Origin of the sequence: Aeromicrobium sp. (assembly GCF_014378035.1) — a bacterium.
Classification (GTDB): domain Bacteria; phylum Actinomycetota; class Actinomycetes; order Propionibacteriales; family Nocardioidaceae; genus Aeromicrobium.
The window spans coordinates 1-24,732 of the sequence record NZ_JACMOM010000135.1 but is presented as its reverse complement, the minus strand read 5'-3'; the positions used below and the strand labels follow the sequence as shown (position 1 = coordinate 24,732).

Here is a 24,732-nt window from a genome sequence, read left to right as displayed (position 1 = left end):
GTTGGTCGGCGGTCAGATGAGGCCGAGGTCCTTGACCGCGTCGCGCTCCTCGACCAGCTCGGCCGCGGTCGCGTCCATCCGGGCGCGGCTGAAGTCGTCGATCTCCAGACCCTGGACGATCTCCCAGTCGCCGCCCTTGGTCGTGACGGGGTAGGAGTAGATGAGTCCCTCGGGGATGCCGTAGGAGCCGTCGGACACGACAGCCATCGATGCCCAGTCGCCCTCGGGTGTGCCGAACAGCCAGTCGTGAGCTGCGTCGATCGTTGCCGACGCGGCGGAGGCGGCCGACGAGGAGCCGCGCGCCTCGATGATGGCGGCGCCGCGCTTGGCGACCGTCGGGATGAAGTCCTTCTCGATCCAGCCCTGGTCTCCGACCTTCTCGGCGGCGTTGCTGCCGGAGATCTCGGCGTGGAAGATGGCGGGGTACTGGGTGGCCGAGTGGTTGCCCCAGATCGTCATCTTCTTGATGTCGGTGACGCTCGCCCCGGTCTTGGCGGCGAGCTGCGAGATGGCCCGGTTGTGGTCGAGCCGGGTGAGGGCGCTGAAGCGCTCCTTCGGGATGTCGGGTGCATTGGTCATGGCAATCAACGCGTTGGTGTTGGCAGGGTTGCCGGTCACACCGATGCGGACGTCGGACGCCGCCACGGCGTTGAGCGCCTTGCCCTGGGCGGTGAAGATCGCGCCATTGGCCTCGAGCAGGTCTCCGCGCCCCATGCCGGGGCCGCGGGGGCGTGCCCCGACGAGCAGCGCGAGGTTGACGCCGTCGAAGATCGTGGTGGCGTCGTCGCCGATCTCGACACCGGCGAGGGTCGGGAATGCACAGTCGTCGAGCTCCATGACGACACCCTCGAGCGCCTTGAGCGCAGGGGTGATCTCGAGCAGCTGGAGCTGGATCGGGGTGTCCGGGCCGAGCAGGGCACCGCTCGCGAGGCGGAACAGCAGGCTGTAGCCGATCTGGCCGGCGGCGCCGGTGACGGCGACCTTGACGGGGGTAGTGCTCACGAAAGCGCTCCTATGCAGTGCGGAAGTCCGGGCGGAATACCTTTCGAAAGTAACGCAGCCGCCCCCGGGATACTCCCCGGGGGCGGCTGCGTGTGACCAGACGGATGAGCGTCAGAAGGGTTCGACCTTGACTGCCGCGCCCGGCTCGAGCGACACGATCCAGTCCCTGACCACCGCGACGTGCGCCTTGCCATCGAAACTCTCGGCGGCCCAGCGCGCTGTCGCACCGATCGTGTCGTCGACACCCTCAAGTGATGAGGCGACGGCTTCGAGCTGGGGCCGCATGTCTGACGGCCTGCCAAGATCGATCGACCATTTGTCTGTCAAGGAAGCTCTGAACTGCCAGTTGAAGATTCCGCCTCCTTGCGAGTCATCGAGGTCGATCACGAAAGCGAACGTGTTCTCGCCGACCTTCTGCTCGATCTCGCAGGACATTCCCTCGGCCGCTTCCTCATTGATGGGAGAACCGAGTGTGCAGGTGAATCCCTGCTTCTCCATTCGTGGCAACAGCGGGTGTGTCCCGACCTTGAGGTATGGCTTGGCGGCGACAGCGAAATCCTCAGATGACGAGCCGTGCCTGACGAGTGCCGCGGCACCGGAACCGGCATCGTGCACCTCGCCCCACTCCAACGTCGTGCCTCCAGCGAGATAGGCGGTGACATCGTCTTCGGACATCACCGTGGACGAAAGAAGCTGTGCGAGTTCCTTCTTCACCTTCGTCGCTTCGTCGTCCTTGACGAACGATTGCTTCTCGCCGGTGCTCAGACCGATGACATCGATGTCTCCGTTGCGTCCGGACACCGAGGTGAACGACGGTGCGAGCGGACCGCGAACGTCAGGGGCTCCGCCGTGGTCCTTTCGGACGATCGTCCCGACGCATACGTCATACAGATACTTCTCGCGGACTTGATTTGCGCATTGGTAGCCGTGGGCGATTGCCTTTGCCACGAGCGCGGCGCTCTCATCTTCGTGTTCGGCAGCTGCCAACTTCTCGACGGCTGGTTTCGGCGGAGGGCGATGGTCAGGCTGCCCCGCCGAGCAGGACGACAGCGCGACAAGGATGAGAATTGCAGGCGTAAGTGTGCGTAACGTGCGCATGAGCCCCCCGGCATCAACAAAACAAGCCACGTTCATGTCGTGGCACAAGTTTCGAAAGTAACGCAGCCGCCCTCGGGATACTCCCCGGGGGCGGCTGCGTGACGTTCATCCCGCGTTCGGCTCAGGAGCCTGCGTGAGTGTTGCTCTCGACGATCGGGTCGGACGCCTCGGCCTTCGCCGCGTCGTCCTCGCCGCCCGGGTTGGGCGCGCCGCTGCCGCTGCGCACGAGCTCCTCGATCTTCTTGCCGCAGTCGGCGTCGACGTTCTTCCAGTAGTCGAATGACCGCTCCAGCACGTCGCCCTCGACACCACCGAGCAGATGCCCGGCGACGGTCTGCACGAATTCCTCACGCTGGGCGTCGTTCCACACCTCACGAACGAGGGCGCCGGCCTGGCTGAAGTCATCGTCATCGGGACGGAGCGTGTACGCCTGGCGCACCATGTCTCCGTCGGTCTCCCAGCCGTCGTCGACGGCGCCGGTCAGGTCGGCATATCCTCGGCCGAAGCTGTTGGGCGCGTAGACGGGCTGGTCGCCCGTGTGCTCGTAGGCCATCGGACCATCGAACGCGTACGTGTTCGGGGCCTCGATGCGCGGACGGTTGACTGGCAGCTGCAGGTAGTTGGGCCCGATGCGGTAACGCTGGGTGTCGGAATAGGCGAACGCCCGGCCGAGCAGCATCTTGTCGGGCGAGAAGCCGATGCCCGGGATGATGGTCGACGGCGCGAACGCCGCCTGCTCGATCTGCGCGAAGAAGTTCTCCGGGTTCTTGTTCAGCGTCATCGTGCCGACCTTGATCAGCGGGTAGTCATGGTGAGACAACGTCTTCGTCACGTCGAACGGGTTGACCCGGTAGGTCTTGGCATCCTCGTAGGGCATGACCTGCACCGACAGCGTCCACTTCGGGAAGTTACCGGCGTCGATGGCCTCACGCAGGTCGCGACGGTGGAAGTCAGCATCCTTGCCCGCGATGGTGTCGGCCTCGGCGCCGGTCAGGCCCTCGACGCCCTGCTCGCTGTGGAAGTGGTACTTGATCCAGTGCTTCTCGCCAGCCTCGTTGTACCAGAGGTAGGTGTGCGAGCCGTAGCCGTTCATGTGGCGCCACGTCTTGGGGATGCCGCGATCGCCCATGAGGTAAGTGACCTGGTGGGCCGACTCGGGGTTGAGGGTCCAGAAGTCCCATTGCATGTTGTTGTCGCGCAGGCCGGATCCGCCGCGACGCTTCTGCGAGCGGATGAAGTGCGGGAACTTCATGGTGTCGCGCACGAAGAACACCGGCGTGTTGTTGCCGTCGAGGTCGTAGTTGCCCTCGGTCGTGTAGAACTTCAGCGAGAATCCGCGGGGGTCGCGCCAGGTGTCGGGGCTGCCCTGCTCGCCGGCGACGGTCGAGAAGCGCGCGAGCATGTCGGTGGTGACACCGGGCTGGAAGAGCGCCGCCTTCGTGTACATGCTGACGTCCTCGGTGGTCTCGAACGTGCCGAACGCACCCGATCCCTTGGCGTGGACGTTTCGCTCCGGGACACGCTCACGGTTGAAGTGCGCCATCTGCTCGATGAAGTGCACGTCGTGCAGCAGGATCGGGCCGTCGGCTCCCACCGTCAGGGAGTTGCGGTCGGAGACGACCGGCGCGCCGGTGATCGTGGTGGAGCCCAGCTGGGCTTCAGGCGTCGGTGCGGTGGCGACGGATTCGCCGTCCTTCGGCTGGGGGACTGTCTTGGCCATCTCATTCTCCTTCGGTGGGTGTGGCGTTTCGGCCGGGCTGGCACTCGGGGCCGCGACGGCGACAGGCACGGTGTTGATGACAGGCACGGTGTTGATGACAGGCACGGTGTTGGTCGAGTACCCCGCTTGCTCGACTCGACGCAGCAGCCCGGCGGGCGTGATGACGACGGGCTGGCAGCAGCCTCGCCGGATCGGCGCTGAGCTGGCTCGAGGACATGACTTCGACTCTAATCATTCTCTTGAATGAGTCAAGAGTAGAAGAACCTCAATCGTTGTCCTCGTCGAGGATGCTCGATTGCACCACGTCGGCGATCATCGCGCGTTTGGGCGAGGCGCCGAGGAATCGGCTCGCAAACGCCGCCGTCGACGCCGTCAGCGGGTGGGATAACTTGAAGTCGAACCAGTTCTCCAGGCACGAAGACGTAGGAGTCGCCGCACCCATGGCCAAGATCATCTACACCCACACAGACGAAGCACCGCTGCTGGCCACCTACTCGTTCCTCCCCGTGATCGAGGCCTACGCCTCGACCGCCGGCGTCGAGGTCGAGACCCGCGACATCTCGCTCGCCGGTCGCATCATCGCCCTCTTCGGTGACCACCTCACCGCAGAGCAACAGGTCGACGACGCTCTCGCCGAGCTGGGTGAGCTGGCCAAGAGCCCCGAAGCCAACATCATCAAGCTGCCCAACATCAGCGCTTCCTACTCCCAGCTCAAGGCCGCGATCGCCGAGCTGCAGACCCAGGGCTACGCGCTGCCGGACTATCCCGACGAGCCCTCGACCGATGAGGAGAAGGACGTCCGCGCCCGCTACGACAAGGTCAAGGGCAGCGCCGTCAACCCGGTGCTGCGTGAAGGCAACTCCGACCGACGTGCACCGGCCTCGGTCAAGAACTACGCCCGTCAGCACCCGCACTCGATGGGTGCCTGGAGCAGCGACTCGAAGACCAACGTCGCCACGATGGACGCCGACGACTTCCGCGACAACGAGAAGTCGGTCGTCATCGGCGCCGACGGGACGATCACGATCCGGCTCGTCGAGGACGGCGGCGACGTCACGGTGCTCAGGGAGCCTTTCCCGGTGCTCGCCGGCGAGCTCATCGATGGCACCGTGCTGCGCGCCGCGGCGCTCGATGCCTTCCTCACGGCCCAGATAGCACGGGCAAAGCGCGAGGGCATCCTCTTCTCGGTGCACCTGAAGGCGACGATGATGAAGGTGTCCGACCCGGTCATCTTCGGTCACGTCGTCACGGCCTTCCTGCCAGCGGTGTTCGAGCAGTACGGCGACGACCTCGCCGCCGCCGGGCTCAACCCCAGCAACGGTCTCGGGAGCATCCTGGCGGGCCTCGACGCCCTCCCCAACGGGGCGCAGATCAAGGCCGCCATCGACAAGGGCATTGCCGACGGACCCGCGCTGGCGATGGTCGACTCCGACAAGGGCATCACCAACCTGCACGTGCCGAGCGACGTCATCGTCGACGCCTCGATGCCAGCGATGATCCGTTCGTCGGGCCACATGTGGGGCCCCGACGGTGCTGAGGCCGACACCCTCGCCGTCATCCCCGACAGCAGCTACGCGGGCGTCTACCAGACGGTGCTCGACGACTGCCGCGCCCACGGCGCCTTCGACCCCACGACGATGGGATCGGTACCCAACGTGGGACTCATGGCGCAGGCCGCGGAGGAGTACGGCAGCCACGACAAGACCTTCGAGATCAAGGCTGCGGGCACCGTCCAGGTCGTTGACGGCAACGGCGACGTCCTGCTCGAGCATTCCGTGGAGCCGGGTGACATCTGGCGCGCCTGCCAGACCAAGGACGTGCCGATCCGCGACTGGGTCAAGCTCGCCGTCACGCGCGCCCGCGCCTCAGACACCCCGGCTGTCTTCTGGCTCGATCCGACCCGCGCGCACGATGTCAACCTGACCGCCAAGGTCGAGCAGTACCTGTCCGAGCACGACACGGATGGGCTGCAGATCCAGATCATGTCGCCCGAGGAGGCCACGGCCTTCTCGATCGAGCGCATCCGCCGCGGCGAGGACACGATCTCGGTGACCGGCAACGTCCTGCGCGACTACAACACCGACCTGTTCCCGATCCTCGAGCTGGGCACGAGCGCCAAGATGCTCTCGATCGTCCCGCTCATCGCGGGCGGCGGACTGTTCGAGACCGGTGCCGGCGGTTCGGCGCCCAAGCACGTCCAGCAGCTCGTCAAGGAGAACCACCTGCGGTGGGACAGCCTCGGTGAGTTCCTCGCACTGGCGTCGAGCTTCGAGCACATGGCGGTCACGACCGGCAACGCCCGCGCGCAGATACTGGCGGACACCCTCGACCGTGCCACCGGGACGTTCCTCGGCGAGAACAGGTCACCGAGCCGCAAGGTGGGCGAGATCGACAACCGCGGCAGTCACTTCTACCTCGCGCTCTACTGGGCGCAGGAGCTGGCGAAACAGACCGAGGACGCCGACCTCGCCGCGGCGTTCGCCGAGGTCGCCGACGGGCTGGCCTCGAACGAGCAGAAGATCAACGACGAGCTGCTCGCCGTGCAGGGCTCGCCAGCAGACATCGGCGGCTACTTCAGGCCCGACGACGCCACGGTGACGGCGGTCATGCGTCCGTCGACGACCTTCACCGAGGTCCTCGCAGGCCTCTCGGCGCGCCTCGGCTGATTTGGCCCGCTGCCGACGCGACCCCCACACCTGTTGAGGAGTGGGGGTCGCGTCGTTTCATCCGGTCACGTCTTTTCACCCGACAGTCATGGGAAGGGCTTGTCCGAATGGGCCGCTGCTCGTAGTCTTGTTGCGAAGCGAGCAATCAGTTGCGTTATTCGCAACAGAGCCGCCAAGCGACGGGGAGACATATCGTGGGTCGTTCAGTCATCATCATTGGTGCGGGTGTGGTCGGCGCTGCCGTGGCGGACGAGCTGACCATGCGCGGCTGGACCGACGTCACCGTGATCGATGCCGGGCCGCTGCCGTTGACAGGCGGCTCGAGCACTCACGCACCGGGGCTGGTCTACCAGGCCAACTCCTCGCGCATGATGACCGAGCTCGCCCGCTACACCGTCGAGAAGCTCTGCGGTCTCGACGACGATGGCGAGCCCTGCTTCCTCCAGGTCGGTGGGCTCGAGATCGCGACGTCGCCCGAACGCCTCGCCGAGCTGCACCGCCGCGCCGGCTGGCTGCACGCCTCGGGCATCCCCGCCGAGGTCGTCGACCCGCAGACCTGCGTCGCGCTGCACGACCTCCTCGATCCTGAGCAGGTGCTCGGTGGCCTGCACATCCCGAGTGATGGGCTGGCCAAGGCTGTGCGGGCCGTGTCGGCCCAGACCAACCGCGCTGCCGCGGCGGGGGCGACGCTGATGCCGGACACCGAGGTGCTCGACATCCTCACCGAGGAGCTGGCCGAGGGAGGCCGACGTGTCTCGGGTGTCAGCACGACCCGCGGCGACGTCCTGGCCGATGTGGTGGTCTGCTGCGCCGGCATCTGGGGGCAGAAGATCGCCGCGATGGTCGGCCTCGCCCTGCCGCTCACCCCGCTCGAGCACCAGCTCGCCTCGACGACACCCGTCCCGGCCCAGGCGGGCCAGGCCACCGAGGTCGCCCGCCCGATCCTGCGTCACCAGGGCGCCGACCTCTACTACCGCGACGACCACGACCGTCAGGTCATCGGCTGGTACGGCCACCGGCCCATGCCGGTTGCCGCGGGCGACATCCGCGCCTGGGGCGATGGCCCGGACATGCCCAGCGTCAACGCGTTCACCCCCGATGACTTCGCCGCTGCCTGGAAGGAGTCGCAGTCGCTGCTGCCCTCACTGCGGGACACCGAGGTCGAGCACGGTATCAACGGCATCTTCTCGTTCACCACCGATGGCGCGCCGCTGGTCGGTGAGCACCCAGACCTGGCCGGGTTCTGGGTCGCCGAGGCCGTCTGGGTCACCCACTCCGCCGGGGTCGGTCGTGCCGTGGCCGAGCTTCTCGTCGACGGGGCCTCGTCGATCGACTTCCACGAGGCCGACCTGGCACGCTTCTGGCCCCATCAGGTCGCGCCGCCGTATGTGCTGGAGCGCGACCAGCAGAACTTCGTCGAGGTCTACGACCTGATGCACCCGTTGCAGCCCATGGAGTCGCCCAGGCCGCTGCGGCTCCCGCCGTTCCACGAGCGCCAGCGAGCGCTGGGCGGCTACATGCTTGAAGCCTCGGGCTGGGAACGTCCCCAGTGGTACGGCGACAACGCCCCGCTCGTCTCCGGCCGTGACATCGCACTGCCGGGGGAGTGGGCCGGACGCTACTGGTCACCCATCGTCGGTGCCGAGGCGCAGATCACCCGCGAACGCGTCGCGATGTACGACATGACTGCACTGACCAGGCTCGAGGTCGTCGGTCGCGGTGCCACGGCATTCCTGCAGGAGATGGTCACCGGCAACGTCGCCGCATCCGTCGGATCCGTGACGTACTGCCTGATGCTCGACGAGCGCGGCCGCATCCTCAGCGACGTCACGGTCGCGCGCATCGGCCCCAGCCACTACCAGATCGGCGCGAACGGACCGCTCGACCTGGCCCGCCTGCGCAAGCATGCCCCCAACGACGTCTTCGTCCGCGACATCACGTCGGGCACCTGCTGTATCGGTGTGTGGGGGCCCGCCGCCCGCGACCTCGTGCAGAGCCTCTCGCACGACGACTTCAGCAACGACGGCATCAAGTACTTCCGCGGCATCCAGGCCCACATCGGGATGGTGCCGGTCACCGCGCTGCGGCTGTCGTACGTCGGCGAGCTGGGCTGGGAGCTCTACACGACCGCCGACCTCGGCACCAAGCTCTGGGACACGCTGTGGCAGGCCGGACAGGATCACGGGGTCATCGCCGGCGGCCGTGGGGCGTTCAACAGCATGCGCCTCGAGAAGGGCTACCGCTCGTACGGAGCAGACATGACCGAGGACCACGACCCGTACGAAGCCGGAGTCGGCTTCGCGGTGCGCATGAAGAAGGAGTCGTTCATCGGCAAGGAGGCGCTCGCCGACCTCGACCCGGCGGCGCCTCGTCGCAAGATCGTGTGCCTGACATCGGAGGACCCCCAGGCTCTGGTCATGGGCAAGGAGCCGGTGTTCCACGGAGCGGATCCGGTCGGCTACGTCACGAGCGCCGCATGGGGCCACACGATCGGCAAAGCCATCGCCTACGCATGGCTACCCGCCGAGCTCACCGTCGAGGGCACCGTGGTCGACATCGGCTACTTCGACCAGCGGCTCCCGTACGTCGTGACGGCCGAGCCTCTGTTCGACCCCACGATGACCCGGCTGCGGGGCTGAGGCATGAGCAATTCCACGAGTCCGACGTTGCCCGACCACCCCGATTTCCTCTGGAGCGATGCCGAGCCCAAGAAGTCGTACGACGTCGTCATCGTCGGCGGTGGCGGTCACGGCCTCGCCACGGCCTACTACCTCGCCAAGAACCACGGAATCACCAATGTCGCGGTGGTGGAGAAGGGGTGGCTCGCCGGCGGCAACATGGCGCGCAACACCACGATCATCCGCTCCAACTACCTGTGGGACGAGAGCGCCGGCATCTACGAGCACTCGCTCAAGCTGTGGGAGGGGCTCGAGGCCGAGCTCGACACCGAGGTGCTGTTCAGCCAGCGGGGCGTGCTCAACCTGGCCCACTCGCTCGGCGACGTGCGCGAGGGCAAGCGGCGGGTCAACGCCAACCAGCTCAACGGACTCGACGCGGAGTGGCTGGACGCTGACGAGATCGGCAAGATCGTGCCGATCCTCGACGTCACCGACCGGCCGCGCCATCCCGTCATGGGTGGCACCTTCCAGCCCCGTGCCGGCATCGCGAAGCACGACTACGTCGCGTGGGGCTATGCCCGTGGTGCTCATGCTCTGGGCGTCGACATCATCCAGGGCTGTGAGGTCGAGGGCTTCGAGACAGACGGCAACACCGTCACCGCGGTGCGTACGTCCCGGGGTCGCATCGCCTGCGGCACGCTCGCACTCGCTGCAGCCGGGCATTCCTCGGTGCTGGCGGGTCAGCTCGGCGTACGCCTTCCGGTGCAGAGCCACCCCTTGCAGGCGCTCGTGTCCGAGCTGCTGGAGCAGGTGCTCGACACCGTCGTGATGTCGAACGCCGTGCACGTCTACGTCAGCCAGGCCCACAAGGGCGAGCTGGTCATGGGCGCCGGTGTCGACTCCTACGTCGGCTATGGCCAACGCGGGTCGTTCCACGTCATCGAGGAGCAGATGGCCGCAGCGGTCGAGCTGTTCCCGATCTTCGCCCGCGCGCACGTGCTGCGCACCTGGGCCGGCATCGTCGACGTGACTCCGGACGCCTCGCCGATCGTGGGACACCTGCCGTTCGACAACGCCTACGTCAACTGCGGCTGGGGCACCGGTGGCTTCAAGGCAACGCCGGGCATCGGCTCGGTCTACGCCGACACCATCGCGCACGGTCGTCCGCACCCGCTGGCTGGGCCGTTCGCCCTCGACCGCTTCCGCACGGGCCGGCTCATCGATGAACACGGTGCAGCCGCGGTGGCCCACTGATGCCCATCGTCCGCCTCCCCCTGCCTCGGTACTCCCAACGAAGGATCCGCTCATGATGTCCATTCCTTGTCCTTTCTGCGGGCCCCGGGACGAGACGGAGTTCGGTTATGGCGGCGAGGCCGGGGTCGACTATCCCGAGCGTCCCGCTGATCTGGACGACGAGGCGTGGTCCGACTACCTGTTCATCCGTGACAACCCCCGCGGCTGGTTCCGCGAGCGGTGGGTGCACCGCGCAGGCTGCCGGCAGTGGTTCGTCGTGACCCGCCACACCGCGACCAACGAGATCGCACCGGTCGGGCGCACCTCATGAGCCACCGGCTCGCCGAGGGCGGGCACCTGATCGATCGTTCGCGGCCCGTCACGATCACCGTCGACGGCCGAGATGTCGAGGCGTACGCCGGTGACACGCTCGCTTCGGCGATGCTCGCCGCAGACCTGCGCCGGGTGTCGACCGGCATCTACAGCGGACGTCCACGGGGCCTCGTCGGACTCGGCGCCGAGGAGCCGAACGCTTTCGTCCAGGTGCTGTCGGGGCCCGGCGAACCGATGGTGCGCGCGACCGAGCTCGGGGTCCACGACGGGCTCACCGTCGAAAGCCTCGCCGGTCGGGGACGGCTGTCGCCCGGCGTGGACGACTCCCGATACGACCACCGGTGGCTACACGTCGAGGTGCTCGTCGTCGGTGGAGGTGTTGCCGGCATCGAGGCCGCCCGCGACGCCGCCCGCACCGGGGTCAGGGTCGTCCTGATCGACGAGCAGCCTGCGCTGGGTGGGTGGCACACCGGTGACATGACGCAGACGATGGCCGAGCAGGTCGGCGAGCTCGAGGCCCTGTCGAACGCCCGTGTCCTGACGCGCACGACCGCGGTAGGGCTTTACGACCACCATCACGCCATCGCGGTCGAGCGGCGCACCGACCATCTCGCCGCCCCGAACCCCGACGTCGCACGTCGCCGGCTGTGGCACGTCACTGCCGGCGAGGTCGTCGTCGCGACCGGATCCCACGAGCGGCCGATGGTGTTCGCCGACAACGACCGCCCCGGCATCATGCTGGCAGGCGCAGCCGCCGAATACGTCCGACGGTTCGGGGTGCTGCCAGGTGAGCGTGCCGTGGTGTGGACCGCGCACGACGGGGGGCTCGGGGCGGCGCTCGCACTGGCCGGCGCCGGAGTGGCGTTGGCAGCGGTGCTTGACGTCCGCGACACCGTCGCCGAGCCCTTCGTCGACTCGTTCGAAGCCTTCGGCGTGACGGTCCAGACGGGCGCCGAGGTCGTCGGCACCGACGCCGACATGTCGGGATCCCTGAGCACCGTGCACGCCCGGACGTCCTCGGGCGAGGTCACGTACGACGTCGACCTGCTGGCCGTCAGCGGGGGCGTCAACCCGGCCGCGCACCTGTTCAGCCAGGTCGGCGGTCGGCTCGTGTGGTCCGACGCCGTGGCAGGTTTCGTGCCCGGCACGCCACCGCCCAACGCGGCATACCCGTTGCGGGTCGTCGGCGCGGCAACCGGCGACGTCGCGCAGCCGCTCACCAGACCTGCGACGTGGTTCGTCGGCGACGTCCCGGTCGAGGATGCGGCACGGGTCTACCTCGACCCGCAGCGCGACGCGACGCTTGCCGACCTGCACCGCGCCCAGGGCGCCGGTCTGACGAGCGTCGAGCACGTCAAGCGGTTCACCACGATCGGCACCGGTGCTGACCAGGGCCGCGGCTACGGCGTCTTGACCGTCGGCGTCCTGGCGGAGGCGCTGGGCCGTCCCGTCACCGAGGTTGGCACCACGACGTACCGGCCCCCGTACACGCCGGTCTCGTTCGCGCTGCTCGCCGGACGCCACCGGGGTGCGCTCTCCGATCCCGTGCGCGTGACGGCGATGCACGACCGGCACGTCGAGGCAGACCTGCCGTTGGAAGATGTCGGCCAGTGGAAGCGTCCGTGGTACGTCCCGTTGCCCGGCGAGGACATCCACGCGGCAGTGCTGCGGGAGTGTCGTGCCGTGCGCACCGGCGTCGGCATGATGGACGCCTCGACCCTTGGCAAGATCGTGTGTCATGGAGCCGATGTGGGGACGTTCCTCAACCGCATCTACACGGGGCTGTTCTCCAACCTCAAGGTGGGGAAGATCCGCTACGGCGTGATGTGCGGGCCAGACGGCATGGTCATCGACGACGGGACGGTGGCCCGCATCTCCGAGCTCGAGTGGCTCATGACCACCACGACGGGCAACGCCGCCACGGTGCTCGACACCCTCGAGGAGTGGGCCATGACGGAATGGCCTGAGCTCGACGTGCGATTCACCTCAGTCACTGAGCAGTGGGCCGTCGTCGCGGTTGCGGGGCCACGGTCGCGGGAGGTCGTGGCAGCGCTCGCGCCGACTCTCGACGTGTCGAACGAGGCGTTCGGCTTCATGGAGTGGCGAGACGCGGAGGTGGGCGGCATTCCCGCTCGCATCATGCGGATCTCCTTCTCCGGCGAGCTGGCCTACGAGATCGACGTCCCGTCGTGGTGGGGTGCGGCTCTGTGGGACGCGGTCTCCGCGGCGGGGAAGCCCTTCGACATCACGGCGTACGGCACCGAGACGATGCACGTGCTGCGCGCCGAGAAGGGGTCCCCGATCGTCGGGCAGGACACTGACGGAACTGTGACCCCGGGCGACCTCGGCATGGGCTGGGCCATCTCACCCAAGAAGGTCCGCGAGGGCATCGACTTCATCGGCAGTCGCTCGCTGGTGCGAGCCGAGGCCCAGCGGGACGACCGCCGGCAGCTCGTCGGCCTGGTGCCTGTCGACGGTGGCACGGCGCTCGCCGAAGGTGCCCAGCTCGTCACCGCCGGCGCCGACCTGACCGTGTTCCCCGTGGCGATGCACGGACACATCACCTCGGCCTACGCGTCGGCAGCACTGGACGGTCCATTTGCGCTGGCCCTGCTCGACGGCGGACGTGACCGGATGGGCCACGAGCTCGACGCAGTCGACGGCCTCGTGCCTGTGCGAGTCAGGGTCGTCGCCCCGGTGCCCTACGACCCCGAAGGAGAACGACGTGACGGTTGACGTGATGGCAATGCGCAGGAGCCCCCTCGGCGCCGCGAGGCTGGCTGTCTCAGGGCCCGATCTCGAGCTGTACGACGTGCCGTTCCGCACTCTCATCGACGTCCGGGGTGGCGCGGGTGCAGCAGTGGCCGACGCCCACGTGTGGCAGCTCGGACCCGACTGGTGGCTCGTGGATGCCGAGCCGGACTCGGCTCCTGCGCTGGAGGCTGCGCTCGTGGCTGAGCTGCGTTCGGTGGTGGGCGCCGGCTGCAGCGTCGTCGACGTGTCGAGCCACCGCACGGTGTTCGTGCTGTCGGGCTCCGATGCCCTCATGGTCTTGTCGTACGGGTGCTCCATCGACCTCGAAAGTGTCGCGGTCGGCGGGTGCGTGCAGGGTGCGCTGGCGCAGACCCAGGTCGCGATCGGTCGCGTCGCGCAAGATGAGTGGCGCGTCTATCCGCGTGCATCCTTCGCCCGGCACCTCGCTGCATGGCTCACGGATGCCGCCGTCGAGCACGCCCACCCCTGATCGGTGCCCGGGAGGGTTCAGGCGCGAGAGCGGCGACGGATCGCGGCGCTGAGGCGGTCGGCGTCGCGCACGAGCCGGGTGGCGATCTCCTCGACCTGCCCCCCGATACGGAACTCCGGCCCCGAGACGCTCATCGCAGCGATGACCTGCCCGGCCGAATCGCGTACCGGGGCGGCGAGTGCGACCAGCCCCTCCTCCAGCTCGCTGCGGGTGACGGCATAGCCGCGGGTGCGTACCCCGGCGAGGTCACGCTCGAGGGCAGCCCTCGTACGGATGGTGTGCTCGGTGCGGATCTCGAGGTGCCCGCGGGGAAGGCGGACGGTGCCCCAGGCGTAGAGCACCTTGCCGAGTGACGAGCAGTGCCCGGGCACGTCGACGTTGAGCCAGTTGATGGCGCCGACGACGAAGTCCGCATCGATCTGTGCCACGTGCACGACGTCGTCGCCGCGGGGGACCGCGAGGTTGATGGTCTCGCCGGTGGCATCGGCGACGTCCTCGAGGAAGGGGTTGGCCATCGCGACCATCGCACCGACGTGGTCGAACCGTTCGGCGTACCGGGCGAACAGCTCTCCGCCCCGGTAGGCGCCGCTGTGGTCGCGCTCGACCAGGCCGCCGTCCTCGAGCGCGCGCATGACGCGGGACACGGTGGGTCCGGGCAGTCCGGTCTCCGCCACGAGGTCGGTGTGGCTGAGAGTGTCTTGCGCCTCGACGACGAGCCGGAGGAGCGACGTCGCACGGTCGAGAGCCTGAGTGCCCGCCATCAGCGCATTCCTGAGATCCACAACATGGATGTAGTGTTTCACATGATGAAAGTCAGAGCAATGCAGAAATAGTTGATTCCTTCTGCCATCGCAAAGCATCCGTGCTTCTTCGTGAAAATGAGAAATTTTGGATTGGACCCTGAAGAAGGATTGACGCGGAGCGGCTCGGGCCTCACGCTTGAGGCATGCTGCGCATCTGCTCCACCGACGATGTCCCCATCGGCGAGGGACTGCGCATCACCACGGTGGTGCCGCCCATCGCGATCTTCCGTACCGAGACCGACGACTTCTACGCGATCGACGACACCTGCACGCACCAGGACGCCTCGCTGGCCGACGGCTGGCTCGAGGACTGCTGGGTCGAGTGCCCGCTGCACGCCTCCCGGTTCGACCTGCGCACCGGCGAGGTCGACGAGCCCCCCGCCAAGCGACCGGTCCGCACCCACGTCGTCGAGGTCAAGGATGGGGAGGTCTTCGTGACCCTCTCGTCCCAGGCGCCCAACCTGCCCCCCGGCACGACGGTGGACGCGTGACCCGGACCGTGCTGGTCGTCGGCGCCTCGCTCGCGGGTCATGCGACCGCGCGGGCCCTGCGTCGTAGCGGCTTCGACGGCACCGTCGTTTTGATCGGCGACGAGGTCCGTCGGCCCTACGACCGTCCGCCCCTGTCGAAGGAATTCCTCGCGGGCCGGGCGACCGAGACAGACCTCTCGCTGGAGACCGACGACAACCTGCGCATCGAGTGGGAGCTCGGCTCGCGTGCGATCGCGCTCGACCCCGGCACCTCCACCGTCACGCTGGCCGACGGTCGTTTCCTGCGTGGCGACGCGGTCGTCGTGGCCACGGGCTCGCTGGCGAGGCGCATGCCGACGTCCCTGCGAGGCGTCCACACTCTCCGCACGCTCGACGACGCCGAGGCGCTGCGAAAAGAACTGTTGCCCGGCGCCCGGCTGTGTGTCATCGGAGCAGGTTTTGTCGGCGCCGAGGTGGCGTCCACCGCGGTCGACCTGGGCCTCGACGTCACGGTCGTCGAGGCATCCGACACCCCGCTCCTGGGTCCGCTCGGCGTGCTCCTCGGCGCGGCTGTGGCCGGCCTGCACACCAGGCACGGTGTCCCGATGCACTGCGGCGTGGCCGTGACCCGACTGCTCGGAACGAGCCACGTCACAGGAGTCGAGCTTGCCGACGGTCGGGTCATCGAGGCCGATGTCGTCGTGGCCGGCATCGGCGCAACCCCGGCGACCAGCTGGCTGGAGGGCAGCGGGCTCGATGTCACCGGGGGGCTCCTGTGCGACTCGCACGGTGGCACCGCGGCGCCCAACGTCTTCGGCGTCGGCGACTGCTCCTCGTGGTTCGATCCTGCGCGTGGCCACCACCACCGGGTCGAGCACTGGACCGACTCGCGTGACCGGCCCAAGCTCGTGGTCGACGCGCTCCTGAACGGTTACGACCCGAGCACCGCTGCGGTCCTGGCGGCTCCCTACTTCTGGTCCGACCAGTACGGCGTCCGACTGCAGTTCGCCGGGCGGCGCCGTGGCGACGAGACCGTGACCTTCGAGGCCGGCAGCGTCGACGACTCCGATCTGCTCGCCGTCTACTGGCGCGACGGCCAGCCCGTCGCAGTGCTCGGGATGGACCAGCCCAGGCTCTTCGGCCGGTGGCGTCGCTCGCTGTCGGCCGACCCCGTTGCTGCCTGACCGCTCATCGCCACCCCCTGATAGCCAGTTCTTCGTCATCGCCAGTTCGTCAGAGGAGAGCACGTGACCGCGACATCAGAAGCCATGGATGCGCACGCCGACCACCGCGTCAGCGAGAGCCTCCTGCGCACCCTCGGCGGCCGTGACTACGTCGATCCGGCGGTGTTCGACGCTGAGTGCGACGGCATCTTCGAGAGCATGTGGTTCTGCGCGATCCACGTCAGCGACATCCCCGATCCCGGTTCGTTCCGCACGGTGCAGGTCGGACGCGAGTCGATCCTTCTGACGCGGTCCCGGCGCGGCGAGCTGCGCGGCTTCTTCAACGTCTGTCGTCACCGAGGGGCCCAGCTGTGCACCGACGACTCGGGCCAGGCCAAGCGCTCGTTCCAGTGCCCGTACCACGCGTGGACGTACGATTTCGACGGCAAGCTCATCGCCGCGCCCAACCTGACGAGCATGCCCGACGTCGGCCGTGAGGAGTACGGCCTCAAGAAGGTGCACGTGCGCGAGTGGCTGGGCTACGTGTGGGTCTCGTTGGCAGACGAGCCCGAGTCGTTCGAGCACACCGTCGAGCAAGAGATCCTCGACCGACTCGGTGCGATGTCGAACCTCGACGCCTACGACCTCTCGTCGTTGAAGATCGGTCGCCGCATCAGGTACGAGGTCAAGGCCAACTGGAAGCTCATCGTCGAGAACTTCATGGAGTGCTACCACTGCGCGACGATCCACCCCGAGCTGACCGAGGTCCTGCCAGAGTTCGCCGACGGGCTGGCTGCGCAGTTCTTCGTCAACCACGGAGCATCATTCGGTGAAGAGATCAAGGGCTTCACCGTCGACGGTTCGGTCGGCCTCGACAGCCTTCCGGGCATCGGTGACGACCGCGACCGCAAGTACTACGCCATCACGGTGAAGCCGCAGGTGTTCATCAATCTCGTCCCCGATCACGTCATCCTGCACCGGATGTTCCCGATGGGCCCCGATCTGACCGTGGTGGAGTGCGACTGGCTCTACCTGCCCGACGTCGTCGACTCCGGTGCCGACCTGACGGCATCCGTCGAGCTCTTCGACCTGGTCAACCGGCAGGACTTTGCAGCGTGCGAGCGCTGTCAGCCCGCGATGTCGTCACGGGTCTACCGAGATGGCGGAGTGCACGTGCCGAGCGAGCATCACATCGCCCTCTTTCACGACTGGGTCAAGTCCCGCACGACTTAGGGGAAGACGACGACGCGGTTGCGGCCGTGCAGCAGGCGCGACTCGGCGTGCCAGCGCACGGCACGGGAGAGCACGGTCGCCTCGACGTCGCGGCCTGCCCGAACCATCTGGTCGGCGGTGGTGCGGTGGTCGACGCGGGCAACGTCCTGCTCGATGATGGGCCCCTCGTCGAGGTCGGGTGTGACGTAGTGGGCCGTCGCGCCGATCAGCTTGACCCCACGATCGAACGCCTGGTGATAGGGCCTGGCGCCCTTGAAGCTCGGGAGGAAGGAGTGGTGGATGTTGATCGCCCGACCGTCGAGCTGCTTGGTCAGGTCGTCCGAGAGCACTTGCATGTACCGGGCAAGCACGACGAGGTCGATCTCGAGGTCGTCGACCAGCCGCAGCAGCTCGGCCTCTGCGGCGGGCTTGGTGTCCGCCGTCACGGGAACGTGGAAGAACGGCACGTCAAAGGCGTCGGCAAGGCGCTCGTGATCGCGGTGGTTGGAGACGATGGCCGGGATGACGATGTTGAGCGTCCCGGTGGAGTGCCGGTAGAGCAGGTCGTTGAGGCAGTGGCCGAACTTCGACACCATGATCAACGTGCGGAACGGCACCGTGGAGTCGACCAGCGCCCACGTCATCTCGTGCCGGGCGGCCACGTCGGCGAAGCCCTCGCGCAGGGCCCCGACCTTGCCGTCGACCGCACGGAACTGCACGCGCATGTAGAACTCTTCGCCGGTGACGTCGTCGAACTGCTGCGACTCGACGATGTCGCAGCCGTGCTCGTCGAGGAATGACGAGACCGCGCGCACGAGGCCTGGACGATCGGCGCACGTCAGCGTGAGGACGTACGTCGTGAGATCGGCGCCTGTCAGACTGGTCACATCACTCCTGGGGTAAACGAATGTGATTTGTTGTTTATCGTGCGGTAGCGTCGCGTCATGAGCAACAAAAGGGCGGAATCGCAGTCTAGCGCCAGTCCGGTCCAATCGGTAGACCGTGCGCTGCAGATCCTTGAGCTGATCGCTGACGCGGGCGAGGCCGGCGTGACAGAGATCGGCACAGCGCTCGGGGTCCACAAGTCGACGGCCTTCCGCCTCGTGGCTTCCTTGGAGGGTCGAGGCCTCGTTGAACAGACCGCTGACCGGGGAAAGTATCGACTCGGCGTCGGCATCCTGCGACTCGCCGCGGCAACGACGGCCCGCCTCGATGTCGTGCAGGAGGCACGTCCCTTCGCACGAGTGCTCGCCGCCGACACGGGGGAGACGATCAACATCGCCGTGCTCAACAACGGTGCAGCGCTGTACCTCGACCAGATCGCTGCGACCGCAGCGATTCAGTCCAACAACTGGGTCGGCCAGTGGATCCCTCTGCACGCCACCTCCAACGGCAAGGTACTGCTGTCAGGTCTGAGCGAGGAGCAGATCCGTGCTGAGGTCGGCGTCGACCTTACTGTCTTCACACCAGCGACCGTGACCGATGTCGATGTGCTGGTCGCCGAGGTCGAGGAGATTCGCGGCCGGGGCTACGTCATCGTCGTTGATGAGCTCGAGATGGGACTCACTGCGGTGGCCGCCCCGATCCGCAACGTGCATGGCGATGTCGTGGCCTCCCTCTCGGTCTCAGGACCAACATTCCGCTTTGCCAGTGATAAGGTCGACGCCGCAGTCGAGCGGACGTTGTTGTCAGCAGCCGACGTCTCCCGCCGGCTCGGATACCGCTGAGCAACGCCGTAACACCATGTTTTGTAGCCGTCAGTACCGTTTAAACGGTAGAAGAATTGTCTAAGGACCTTGACGCCGGCCCCTAGGGCGCAGGATTGTGTGTTGCGAGGGACACATCGTAGTTGCGTGATTCGCAACTCCTGCAGATCAACGGGAATGAGGCACAGTGGCAGAACTGTTCATCGAAGGCCAGTGGTGCGACGCGATCGAGGGTGCGACCCGCGAGATCCGCTGCCCGGCTGACGGTTCGTTGGTTGCCGCTGTGTCAGAAGCCACGTCAAAGGACACGGACCTCGCGATCGCCTCAGCCCGCGCCGCGTTCGACGACGGACGCTGGTCTGGCGTCTCTTCCCTCGAACGGGGAGCAACGCTCCACCGCGTCGCCGCCTTGCTGGAGCGGGACAAGGCGACGTACGCCCGTGCCGAGAGCCTCGACACCGGCAAGCGCCTGGTGGAGTCCGAGTACGACATCGACGACGTGGTCGGCGTGTTCCGACACTTCGCGTCGCTTGCCACCGCCGAGTCAGGTCGAGTCGTCGACACCGGTCGCGCTGACGTCGTCAGCCGAGTGGTCCACGAGCCGGTCGGCGTCTGCGCCCTCATCTCACCGTGGAACTACCCGCTGCTGCAGACATCATGGAAGGTCGCGCCCGCCCTGGCGGCCGGCAACACGTTCATCCTCAAGCCCAGCGAGCTGTCGCCGTCGACATCGGTGCTCCTGATGGACACGCTCACGGAAGCGGGGGTGCCTGCGGGTGTCGCCAACCTCGTGCTCGGCGCCGGCCCGGCTGCCGGTGCGCCGTTGACGGAGCACACGGACGTCGACCTTGTCTCTTTCACCGGAGGCCTTGCCACGGGGCGGGTCATCATGGCCACGGCGGCTGCGACGGTCAAGAAGGTGGCGCTCGAGCTGGGCGGCAAGAACCCCAACATCGTGTTCGCCGACGCAGACCTCGAGACGGCTCTCGACTTCGCCCTGACCGCGGTCTTCCTGCACTCTGGCCAGGTCTGCTCGGCTGGCGCACGCCTCGTCATCGAGGAGTCGATCGCTGATGAGTTCGTGGCGCGACTCGTCGACGGAGCGAAAGCCATCCGACTGGGCGGACCGTTCGACGACGACGCCGAGACCGGCCCGCTGATCTCCTCCGCACACCGCGACAAGGTCGAGGCCTACGTCGCCGCAGGTCTGGCCGAGGGAGCCGAGCTGTTGTGCGGTGGCGCCCGACCCGACGACCCGACGCTTGCCGACGGCTACTACTACCTGCCGACGATCCTCGGCGGATGTCATCGGGGCATGAGCGTCGTACACGACGAGTCGTTCGGCCCTGTGCTCACGATCGAGACGTTCACGGGCGACACCGATGCCGAGCTCGAGGCCGCGGCCGTCGAGATAGCCAACGACTCCATCTTCGGCCTCGCCGGCGCCGTCTGGACCAGCAACGCTGGTCGCGCTGAGCGGGTCACGGCCCAGCTTCGCATGGGCACGGTCTGGATCAACGACTATCACCCGTACGTGCCGCAGGCCGAGTGGGGCGGCTACAAACAGTCCGGCTTCGGACGCGAGCTGGGCCTCGCGGGCCTCGACGAGTACCGCGAGACCAAGCACGTGTGGCACAACATCGCGCCCGCTCCGCAACGCTGGTTCTCCGGTCCGGCGGACAGTGCCGCCACCCAGGATGGTGCGTCATGAAGAAGTCTTACGACTACGTCATCGTCGGCGGCGGATCGGCCGGCGCGGTGCTCGCCAACCGGCTCAGCGCCGACCCCGCCAATTCGGTTCTGGTCCTCGAAGCAGGTCGCAGCGACTTCCGCTGGGACCCGTTCATCCACATGCCCGCGGCGTTGCCGTTCCCGATCGGCAGCCGGCTGTACGACTGGCGCTACGAGTCCGAGCCGGAGCCGTTCATGGGCGGCCGCACGGTCTACCACGCCCGCGGCAAGGTCCTCGGCGGTTCGAGCAGCATCAACGGCATGATCTTCCAGCGCGGCAACCCGCTCGACTTCGAGCGCTGGGCGGCTGATCCGGGCATGGAGACGTGGTCGTACGCGCACTGCCTGCCGTACTTCAAGAAGATGGAGAACTGCCTCGCTGGCGCCGACCGGTGGCGTGGCGGTGACGGTCCGCTCAAGCTCGAGCGTGGCCCCGCGACGAGCCCGCTCTTCCAGGCCTTCTTCGCCGCGACGAAGCAGGCTGGCTACCCCCCGACCGATGACGTCAACGGCTATCGCCAGGAAGGTTTTGCGAAGTTCGACCGCAACATCTTCCGCGGCCGCCGGCTGAGCGCAGCCCGGGCCTACATCCATCCCGTGAAGAAGCGTCCGAACCTGCGGGTCGAGACGCTCGCCATGGTGACGGGGCTCCGTCACAGCGGCACGACGATCACCGGCGTCGACTACCTGCGGTTCGGCCGACGCCGCAAGAGTGTCTCCGCCACCGAGGTCATCCTCTGTGGTGGCGCTGTCAACAGCCCCCAGCTGCTTCAGCTCGCGGGCATCGGCCGGGCCGAGGAGCTCGCACCGCTCGGCATCACACCGCTCGTCGAGCTGCCGGGCGTCGGCGAGAACCTGCAGGACCACCTCGAGGTCTACATCCAGTACGGGTCCAAGCAGCCAGTCTCGATTGCGCCCTACCTCAAGCATCGCTACAAGCCGTTGATCGGTTTTCAGTGGCTGTTTTTGCGCAAGGGCGTCGGGGCCAGCAACCATTTCGAGGCTGGCGGCTTCGTCCGCAGCAACGAGCGGGTCGACTACCCCAACCTGATGTTCCACTTCCTGCCGATCGCGATCCGGTACGACGGCCAGCAGGTCACGGACGGTCACGGCTACCAGGTGCACATCGGCCCGATGTACAGCGACTGTCGCGGCTCGGTCAAGATCACGTCGACCGACCCGCTGAAGCATCCCGCGCTGCGATTCAACTACCTGTCGACCGAGAACGACCGGCAGGAGTGGATCGAGATGGTGCGGGCGGCCCGCACGATCCTGACCCAGCCCGCGTTCGCCCCCTACAACGACGGCGAGCTGTCACCGGGTGCCTCGGTCGAGACCGACCAGGAGATTCTCGACTGGGTCGCCAAGGACGCCGAGACCGCGCTGCACCCCTCGTGCACCGCCCGGATGGGCACCGACCCGATGAGTGTCGTCGACCCGCTGACGATGCGCGTCCACGGGGTCAACGGCCTGCGTGTCGTGGACGCCTCCGTCATGCCGTACATCCCCAACGGCAACATCTACGCGCCCGTCATGATGCTGGCCGAGAAGGCTGCCGACCTGATCCTGGGTGTCGAACCACTCGAGCCGGAGACCGACGTCCCGTTCTACCGCTATCGCGACAACGACCCGCTCCACCCGCCCGGTGATCCTCGCAACGAGGGTGCCGCCACGAAGGGGATCGCTTCATGAGCCAGACCACAAACCAGACCACGACCCAGACCACAGACCAGACCACAGCAGGGCCGATGCCCGGGACGACAGCCGTCGAGGTCCGCGACCTCTGGAAGGTGTTCGGGCCCAAGGCAAGCAAGATCCCCGGAAGCGCCGAGGCAGAACTCAGTCGTGTCGACCTGATGAAGAAGACCGGGTGCACGGCCGCGGTCCGGTCGGTCAGCTTCGAGGTCAAGACGGGTGAGGTCTTCGTCATCATGGGGCTCTCCGGCTCGGGCAAGTCGACGCTCGTACGGTGCCTGACGCGTCTCATCGAGCCCACGACCGGCGAGGTCCTGATCAACGGCGACGACGTGTCGAAGATGTCCGAGAGCAAGCTGCGCAACCTGCGCCGCAAGAGCGTCGCCATGGTCTTCCAGCACTTCGGCCTCCTGCCGCACCGCCGGGTCATCGACAACATCGCGTACGGGTTGGAGGTTCGCGGCGAGAAGAAGGCCGAGCGTCTTGCTCGGGCGCAGGTCGTCGTCGACCTCGTGGGCCTGACCGGTTTCGAGACGTCGTATCCCGAGCAGCTCTCGGGCGGCATGCAGCAACGGGTCGGTCTCGGTCGAGCCCTCGCGGTCGATCCGTCGATCCTGCTGTTCGACGAGCCGTTCTCTGCGCTGGACCCGTTGATCCGTCGAGACATGCAGAACGAGGTCATGCGCCTGCACGAAGACCTGGGCAAGACGATGGTCTTCATCACCCACGACCTGTCCGAGGCGCTCAAGCTCGGCGACCGAATCCTGAACATGCGCGACGGCGAGGTCGTCCAGATCGGCACGCCCGACGAGGTCGTGGGCTCCCCGGCCGACGAGTACGTCCGTGATTTCGTCAGCGACATCCCGAAGGCGCACGTCCTGACGCTCAAGTGGGTCATGCGTGACGCACGGCCCGGTGAGGTGCTCGACGGGCCTGCGCTCTCGTTCAACACCATCGTGCAGCATGCGGCCCGCACCGTCATGGACTCGGACAAGCCGGTCAGGGTCATGGACGGCGACACGCTGCTCGGAGTGGTCACCGAGGACGACATCATGCGAGTCATCGTGGCCGAGGACCACGATGCCGTCTGATGGCCGACACGCTCACCGCTGCCGCGGAATCGTCCCCGACGACCCCGACGTCCCCGCCTCCGAAGACCCCGGTTGCCGGTGCCCGGCGCCGCCGGATGCCCGGACGCGGCTCGATCCTGGGCGCATTCCTGGTCCTCTACATCGCGCTGTCGTTCGTTCTCAACGGCAAGCAGACGCTGACGCAGGGTCGCGCTGACCTCTCGGCCTTTGCGTTGTGGGGCAATGACTTCAAGGACACCATCGACACCGCCCGCAATGGCGACAACGCCGTCATGGGGGGGCTGAACTCGATCAGCTCCTTCCTGAACGCCGTCGTCGAGAATCTCCAGGGGCTCATCAGTGACGCACCGGCCGGACGACCCGTGCCCGAGGTCGGCTGGCTCGGTGTGGTCGCGGTCGCGATCTGGATCGTCTGGAGCGTCTCGGGCCCGAAGATGGCCGCGCTGACGGCTGTCGCATTCGGGCTGTTCGGCACCTTCGGCTATTGGCAGGAGAGCATGGACACGTTGATCATCGCCTTCGTGGCGGTCTTCTTCATCATGCTGCTGGGCATTCCGCTGGGCCTGTGGATGGGCAACAGCCGCCGCGTCACCACCATCCTCACTCCTGTGCTGGACGTCATGCAGACCTTCCCGGCATTCGTCTACCTCGCGCCGATCACGTTGTTCTTCGGCATCGGGGCTGCGCCGGCCGTCATCGTCACCTTCATCTATGCCTTCCCGCCAGTCGTCCGTGTCACGGCCGAAGGCGTGCGCAACGTCGACGAGGGCGTGCTCGAGGCGACGCACTCCCTGGGCGTCACGATGCGGCAGCGTCTGCTGTACGTGCAGCTGCCGATGGCGCGTCGCACGATCATCGTCGGCATCAACCAATCGATCATGGCGGCGCTGTCGATGGTCACGATCGCGGCCTTCATCAACTCTCCAGGTCTCGGCATCCCGGTCCTG

At 67.2% G+C, this 24,732-nt stretch carries 20 protein-coding genes; 14 read left to right on the top strand and 6 right to left on the bottom strand.

Translation table 11 applies throughout. The features are described 5' to 3' along the window. Window positions 1-12: 12 nt before the first annotated feature. The 4 genes from H7290_RS06900 to H7290_RS06885 form a co-directional block, all read right to left on the bottom strand. Window positions 13-1,002, bottom strand: a complete 990-nt coding sequence (locus H7290_RS06900) for a malate dehydrogenase (protein WP_290513285.1) — start codon at window positions 1,000-1,002, stop codon at window positions 13-15. Between the two features lie 111 nt (window positions 1,003-1,113). Next, window positions 1,114-1,950, bottom strand: coding sequence for a hypothetical protein (locus H7290_RS06895; protein ID WP_290513284.1), 837 nt, complete (start codon window positions 1,948-1,950; stop codon window positions 1,114-1,116). A gap of 271 nt (window positions 1,951-2,221) precedes the next feature. Further along, window positions 2,222-3,820 carry a catalase gene (locus H7290_RS06890; protein ID WP_290513283.1) on the bottom strand — a complete coding sequence of 533 codons (1,599 nt, stop codon included), beginning with the start codon at window positions 3,818-3,820 and terminating at the stop codon, window positions 2,222-2,224. A gap of 265 nt (window positions 3,821-4,085) precedes the next feature. After that, window positions 4,086-4,262, bottom strand: coding sequence for a hypothetical protein (locus tag H7290_RS06885; RefSeq protein ID WP_290513282.1), 177 nt, complete (start codon window positions 4,260-4,262; stop codon window positions 4,086-4,088). On the opposite strand from H7290_RS06885, the gene H7290_RS06880 reads away from it, so the two are divergent. From H7290_RS06880 to H7290_RS06855, 6 genes are all read left to right on the top strand, one after another. Further along, window positions 4,261-6,486, top strand: coding sequence for an NADP-dependent isocitrate dehydrogenase (locus H7290_RS06880; RefSeq protein WP_290513281.1), 2,226 nt, complete (start codon window positions 4,261-4,263; stop codon window positions 6,484-6,486). The genes H7290_RS06885 and H7290_RS06880 overlap by 2 nt on opposite strands. Before the next feature lie 194 nt (window positions 6,487-6,680). Continuing rightward, window positions 6,681-9,125, top strand: a complete 2,445-nt coding sequence (locus H7290_RS06875; RefSeq protein WP_290513280.1) for an FAD-dependent oxidoreductase — start codon at window positions 6,681-6,683, stop codon at window positions 9,123-9,125. A gap of 3 nt (window positions 9,126-9,128) precedes the next feature. After that, window positions 9,129-10,358, top strand: coding sequence for a sarcosine oxidase subunit beta family protein (locus H7290_RS06870; RefSeq protein ID WP_290513279.1), 1,230 nt, complete (start codon window positions 9,129-9,131; stop codon window positions 10,356-10,358). Window positions 10,359-10,410: 52 nt separating this feature from the next. Beyond that, window positions 10,411-10,668 carry a sarcosine oxidase subunit delta gene (locus H7290_RS06865; protein ID WP_290513278.1) on the top strand — a complete coding sequence of 86 codons (258 nt, stop codon included), beginning with the start codon at window positions 10,411-10,413 and terminating at the stop codon, window positions 10,666-10,668. Then, window positions 10,665-13,406 (top strand): 2Fe-2S iron-sulfur cluster-binding protein, encoded by a 2,742-nt coding sequence (locus H7290_RS06860; RefSeq protein ID WP_290513277.1) that lies wholly within the window; start codon window positions 10,665-10,667, stop codon window positions 13,404-13,406. Before H7290_RS06865 ends, H7290_RS06860 begins: the two co-directional genes overlap by 4 nt. Then, a complete protein-coding gene (locus H7290_RS06855) occupies window positions 13,396-13,914 on the top strand; it encodes a sarcosine oxidase subunit gamma (protein WP_290513276.1) in 519 nt (172 codons plus the stop codon). Before H7290_RS06860 ends, H7290_RS06855 begins: the two co-directional genes overlap by 11 nt. Before the next feature lie 17 nt (window positions 13,915-13,931). Here H7290_RS06855 and H7290_RS06850 read toward each other — a convergent pair whose 3' ends face one another. Next, window positions 13,932-14,675 (bottom strand): IclR family transcriptional regulator, encoded by a 744-nt coding sequence (locus tag H7290_RS06850; RefSeq protein ID WP_290513275.1) that lies wholly within the window; start codon window positions 14,673-14,675, stop codon window positions 13,932-13,934. Window positions 14,676-14,860: 185 nt separating this feature from the next. On the opposite strand from H7290_RS06850, the gene H7290_RS06845 reads away from it, so the two are divergent. The 3 genes from H7290_RS06845 (at window position 14,861) to H7290_RS06835 (ending at window position 17,583) form a co-directional block, all read left to right on the top strand. Continuing rightward, window positions 14,861-15,208, top strand: coding sequence for a bifunctional 3-phenylpropionate/cinnamic acid dioxygenase ferredoxin subunit (locus tag H7290_RS06845; protein ID WP_290513274.1), 348 nt, complete (start codon window positions 14,861-14,863; stop codon window positions 15,206-15,208). Next, the gene (locus tag H7290_RS06840) at window positions 15,205-16,371 is read left to right on the top strand and encodes an FAD-dependent oxidoreductase (RefSeq protein ID WP_290513273.1); all 1,167 of its coding nucleotides are present in this window, start codon (window positions 15,205-15,207) and stop codon (window positions 16,369-16,371) included. Before H7290_RS06845 ends, H7290_RS06840 begins: the two co-directional genes overlap by 4 nt. A 63-nt stretch (window positions 16,372-16,434) precedes the next feature. After that, a complete protein-coding gene (locus tag H7290_RS06835; RefSeq protein ID WP_290513272.1) occupies window positions 16,435-17,583 on the top strand; it encodes an aromatic ring-hydroxylating dioxygenase subunit alpha in 1,149 nt (382 codons plus the stop codon). On the opposite strand, the gene purU is transcribed toward H7290_RS06835, so the two are convergent. Continuing rightward, window positions 17,580-18,449 (bottom strand): formyltetrahydrofolate deformylase, encoded by an 870-nt coding sequence (purU, locus tag H7290_RS06830; RefSeq protein ID WP_290513271.1) that lies wholly within the window; start codon window positions 18,447-18,449, stop codon window positions 17,580-17,582. The two genes, H7290_RS06835 and purU, sit on opposite strands and share 4 nt — an antisense overlap. 57 nt (window positions 18,450-18,506) lie before the next feature. Here purU and H7290_RS06825 point away from each other — a divergent pair, with 57 nt between their 5' ends. The 5 genes from H7290_RS06825 to H7290_RS06805 all read left to right on the top strand — a co-directional run. Next, complete coding sequence (locus tag H7290_RS06825; RefSeq protein ID WP_290513270.1) at window positions 18,507-19,289, top strand: IclR family transcriptional regulator; 783 nt, start codon at window positions 18,507-18,509, stop codon at window positions 19,287-19,289. Between the two features lie 166 nt (window positions 19,290-19,455). After that, complete coding sequence (locus H7290_RS06820) at window positions 19,456-20,979, top strand: aldehyde dehydrogenase family protein (protein WP_290513269.1); 1,524 nt, start codon at window positions 19,456-19,458, stop codon at window positions 20,977-20,979. Next, window positions 20,976-22,691 (top strand): choline dehydrogenase, encoded by a 1,716-nt coding sequence (gene betA / locus H7290_RS06815; RefSeq protein ID WP_290513268.1) that lies wholly within the window; start codon window positions 20,976-20,978, stop codon window positions 22,689-22,691. The genes H7290_RS06820 and betA overlap by 4 nt, the downstream gene beginning before the upstream one ends. Beyond that, a complete protein-coding gene (locus tag H7290_RS06810; RefSeq protein ID WP_290513267.1) occupies window positions 22,688-23,785 on the top strand; it encodes a glycine betaine/L-proline ABC transporter ATP-binding protein in 1,098 nt (365 codons plus the stop codon). The genes betA and H7290_RS06810 overlap by 4 nt, the downstream gene beginning before the upstream one ends. After that, a partial coding sequence (locus H7290_RS06805; protein WP_290513266.1) for a proline/glycine betaine ABC transporter permease occupies window positions 23,785-24,732 on the top strand: 948 nt, incomplete at its 3' end. The genes H7290_RS06810 and H7290_RS06805, both read left to right, overlap by 1 nt.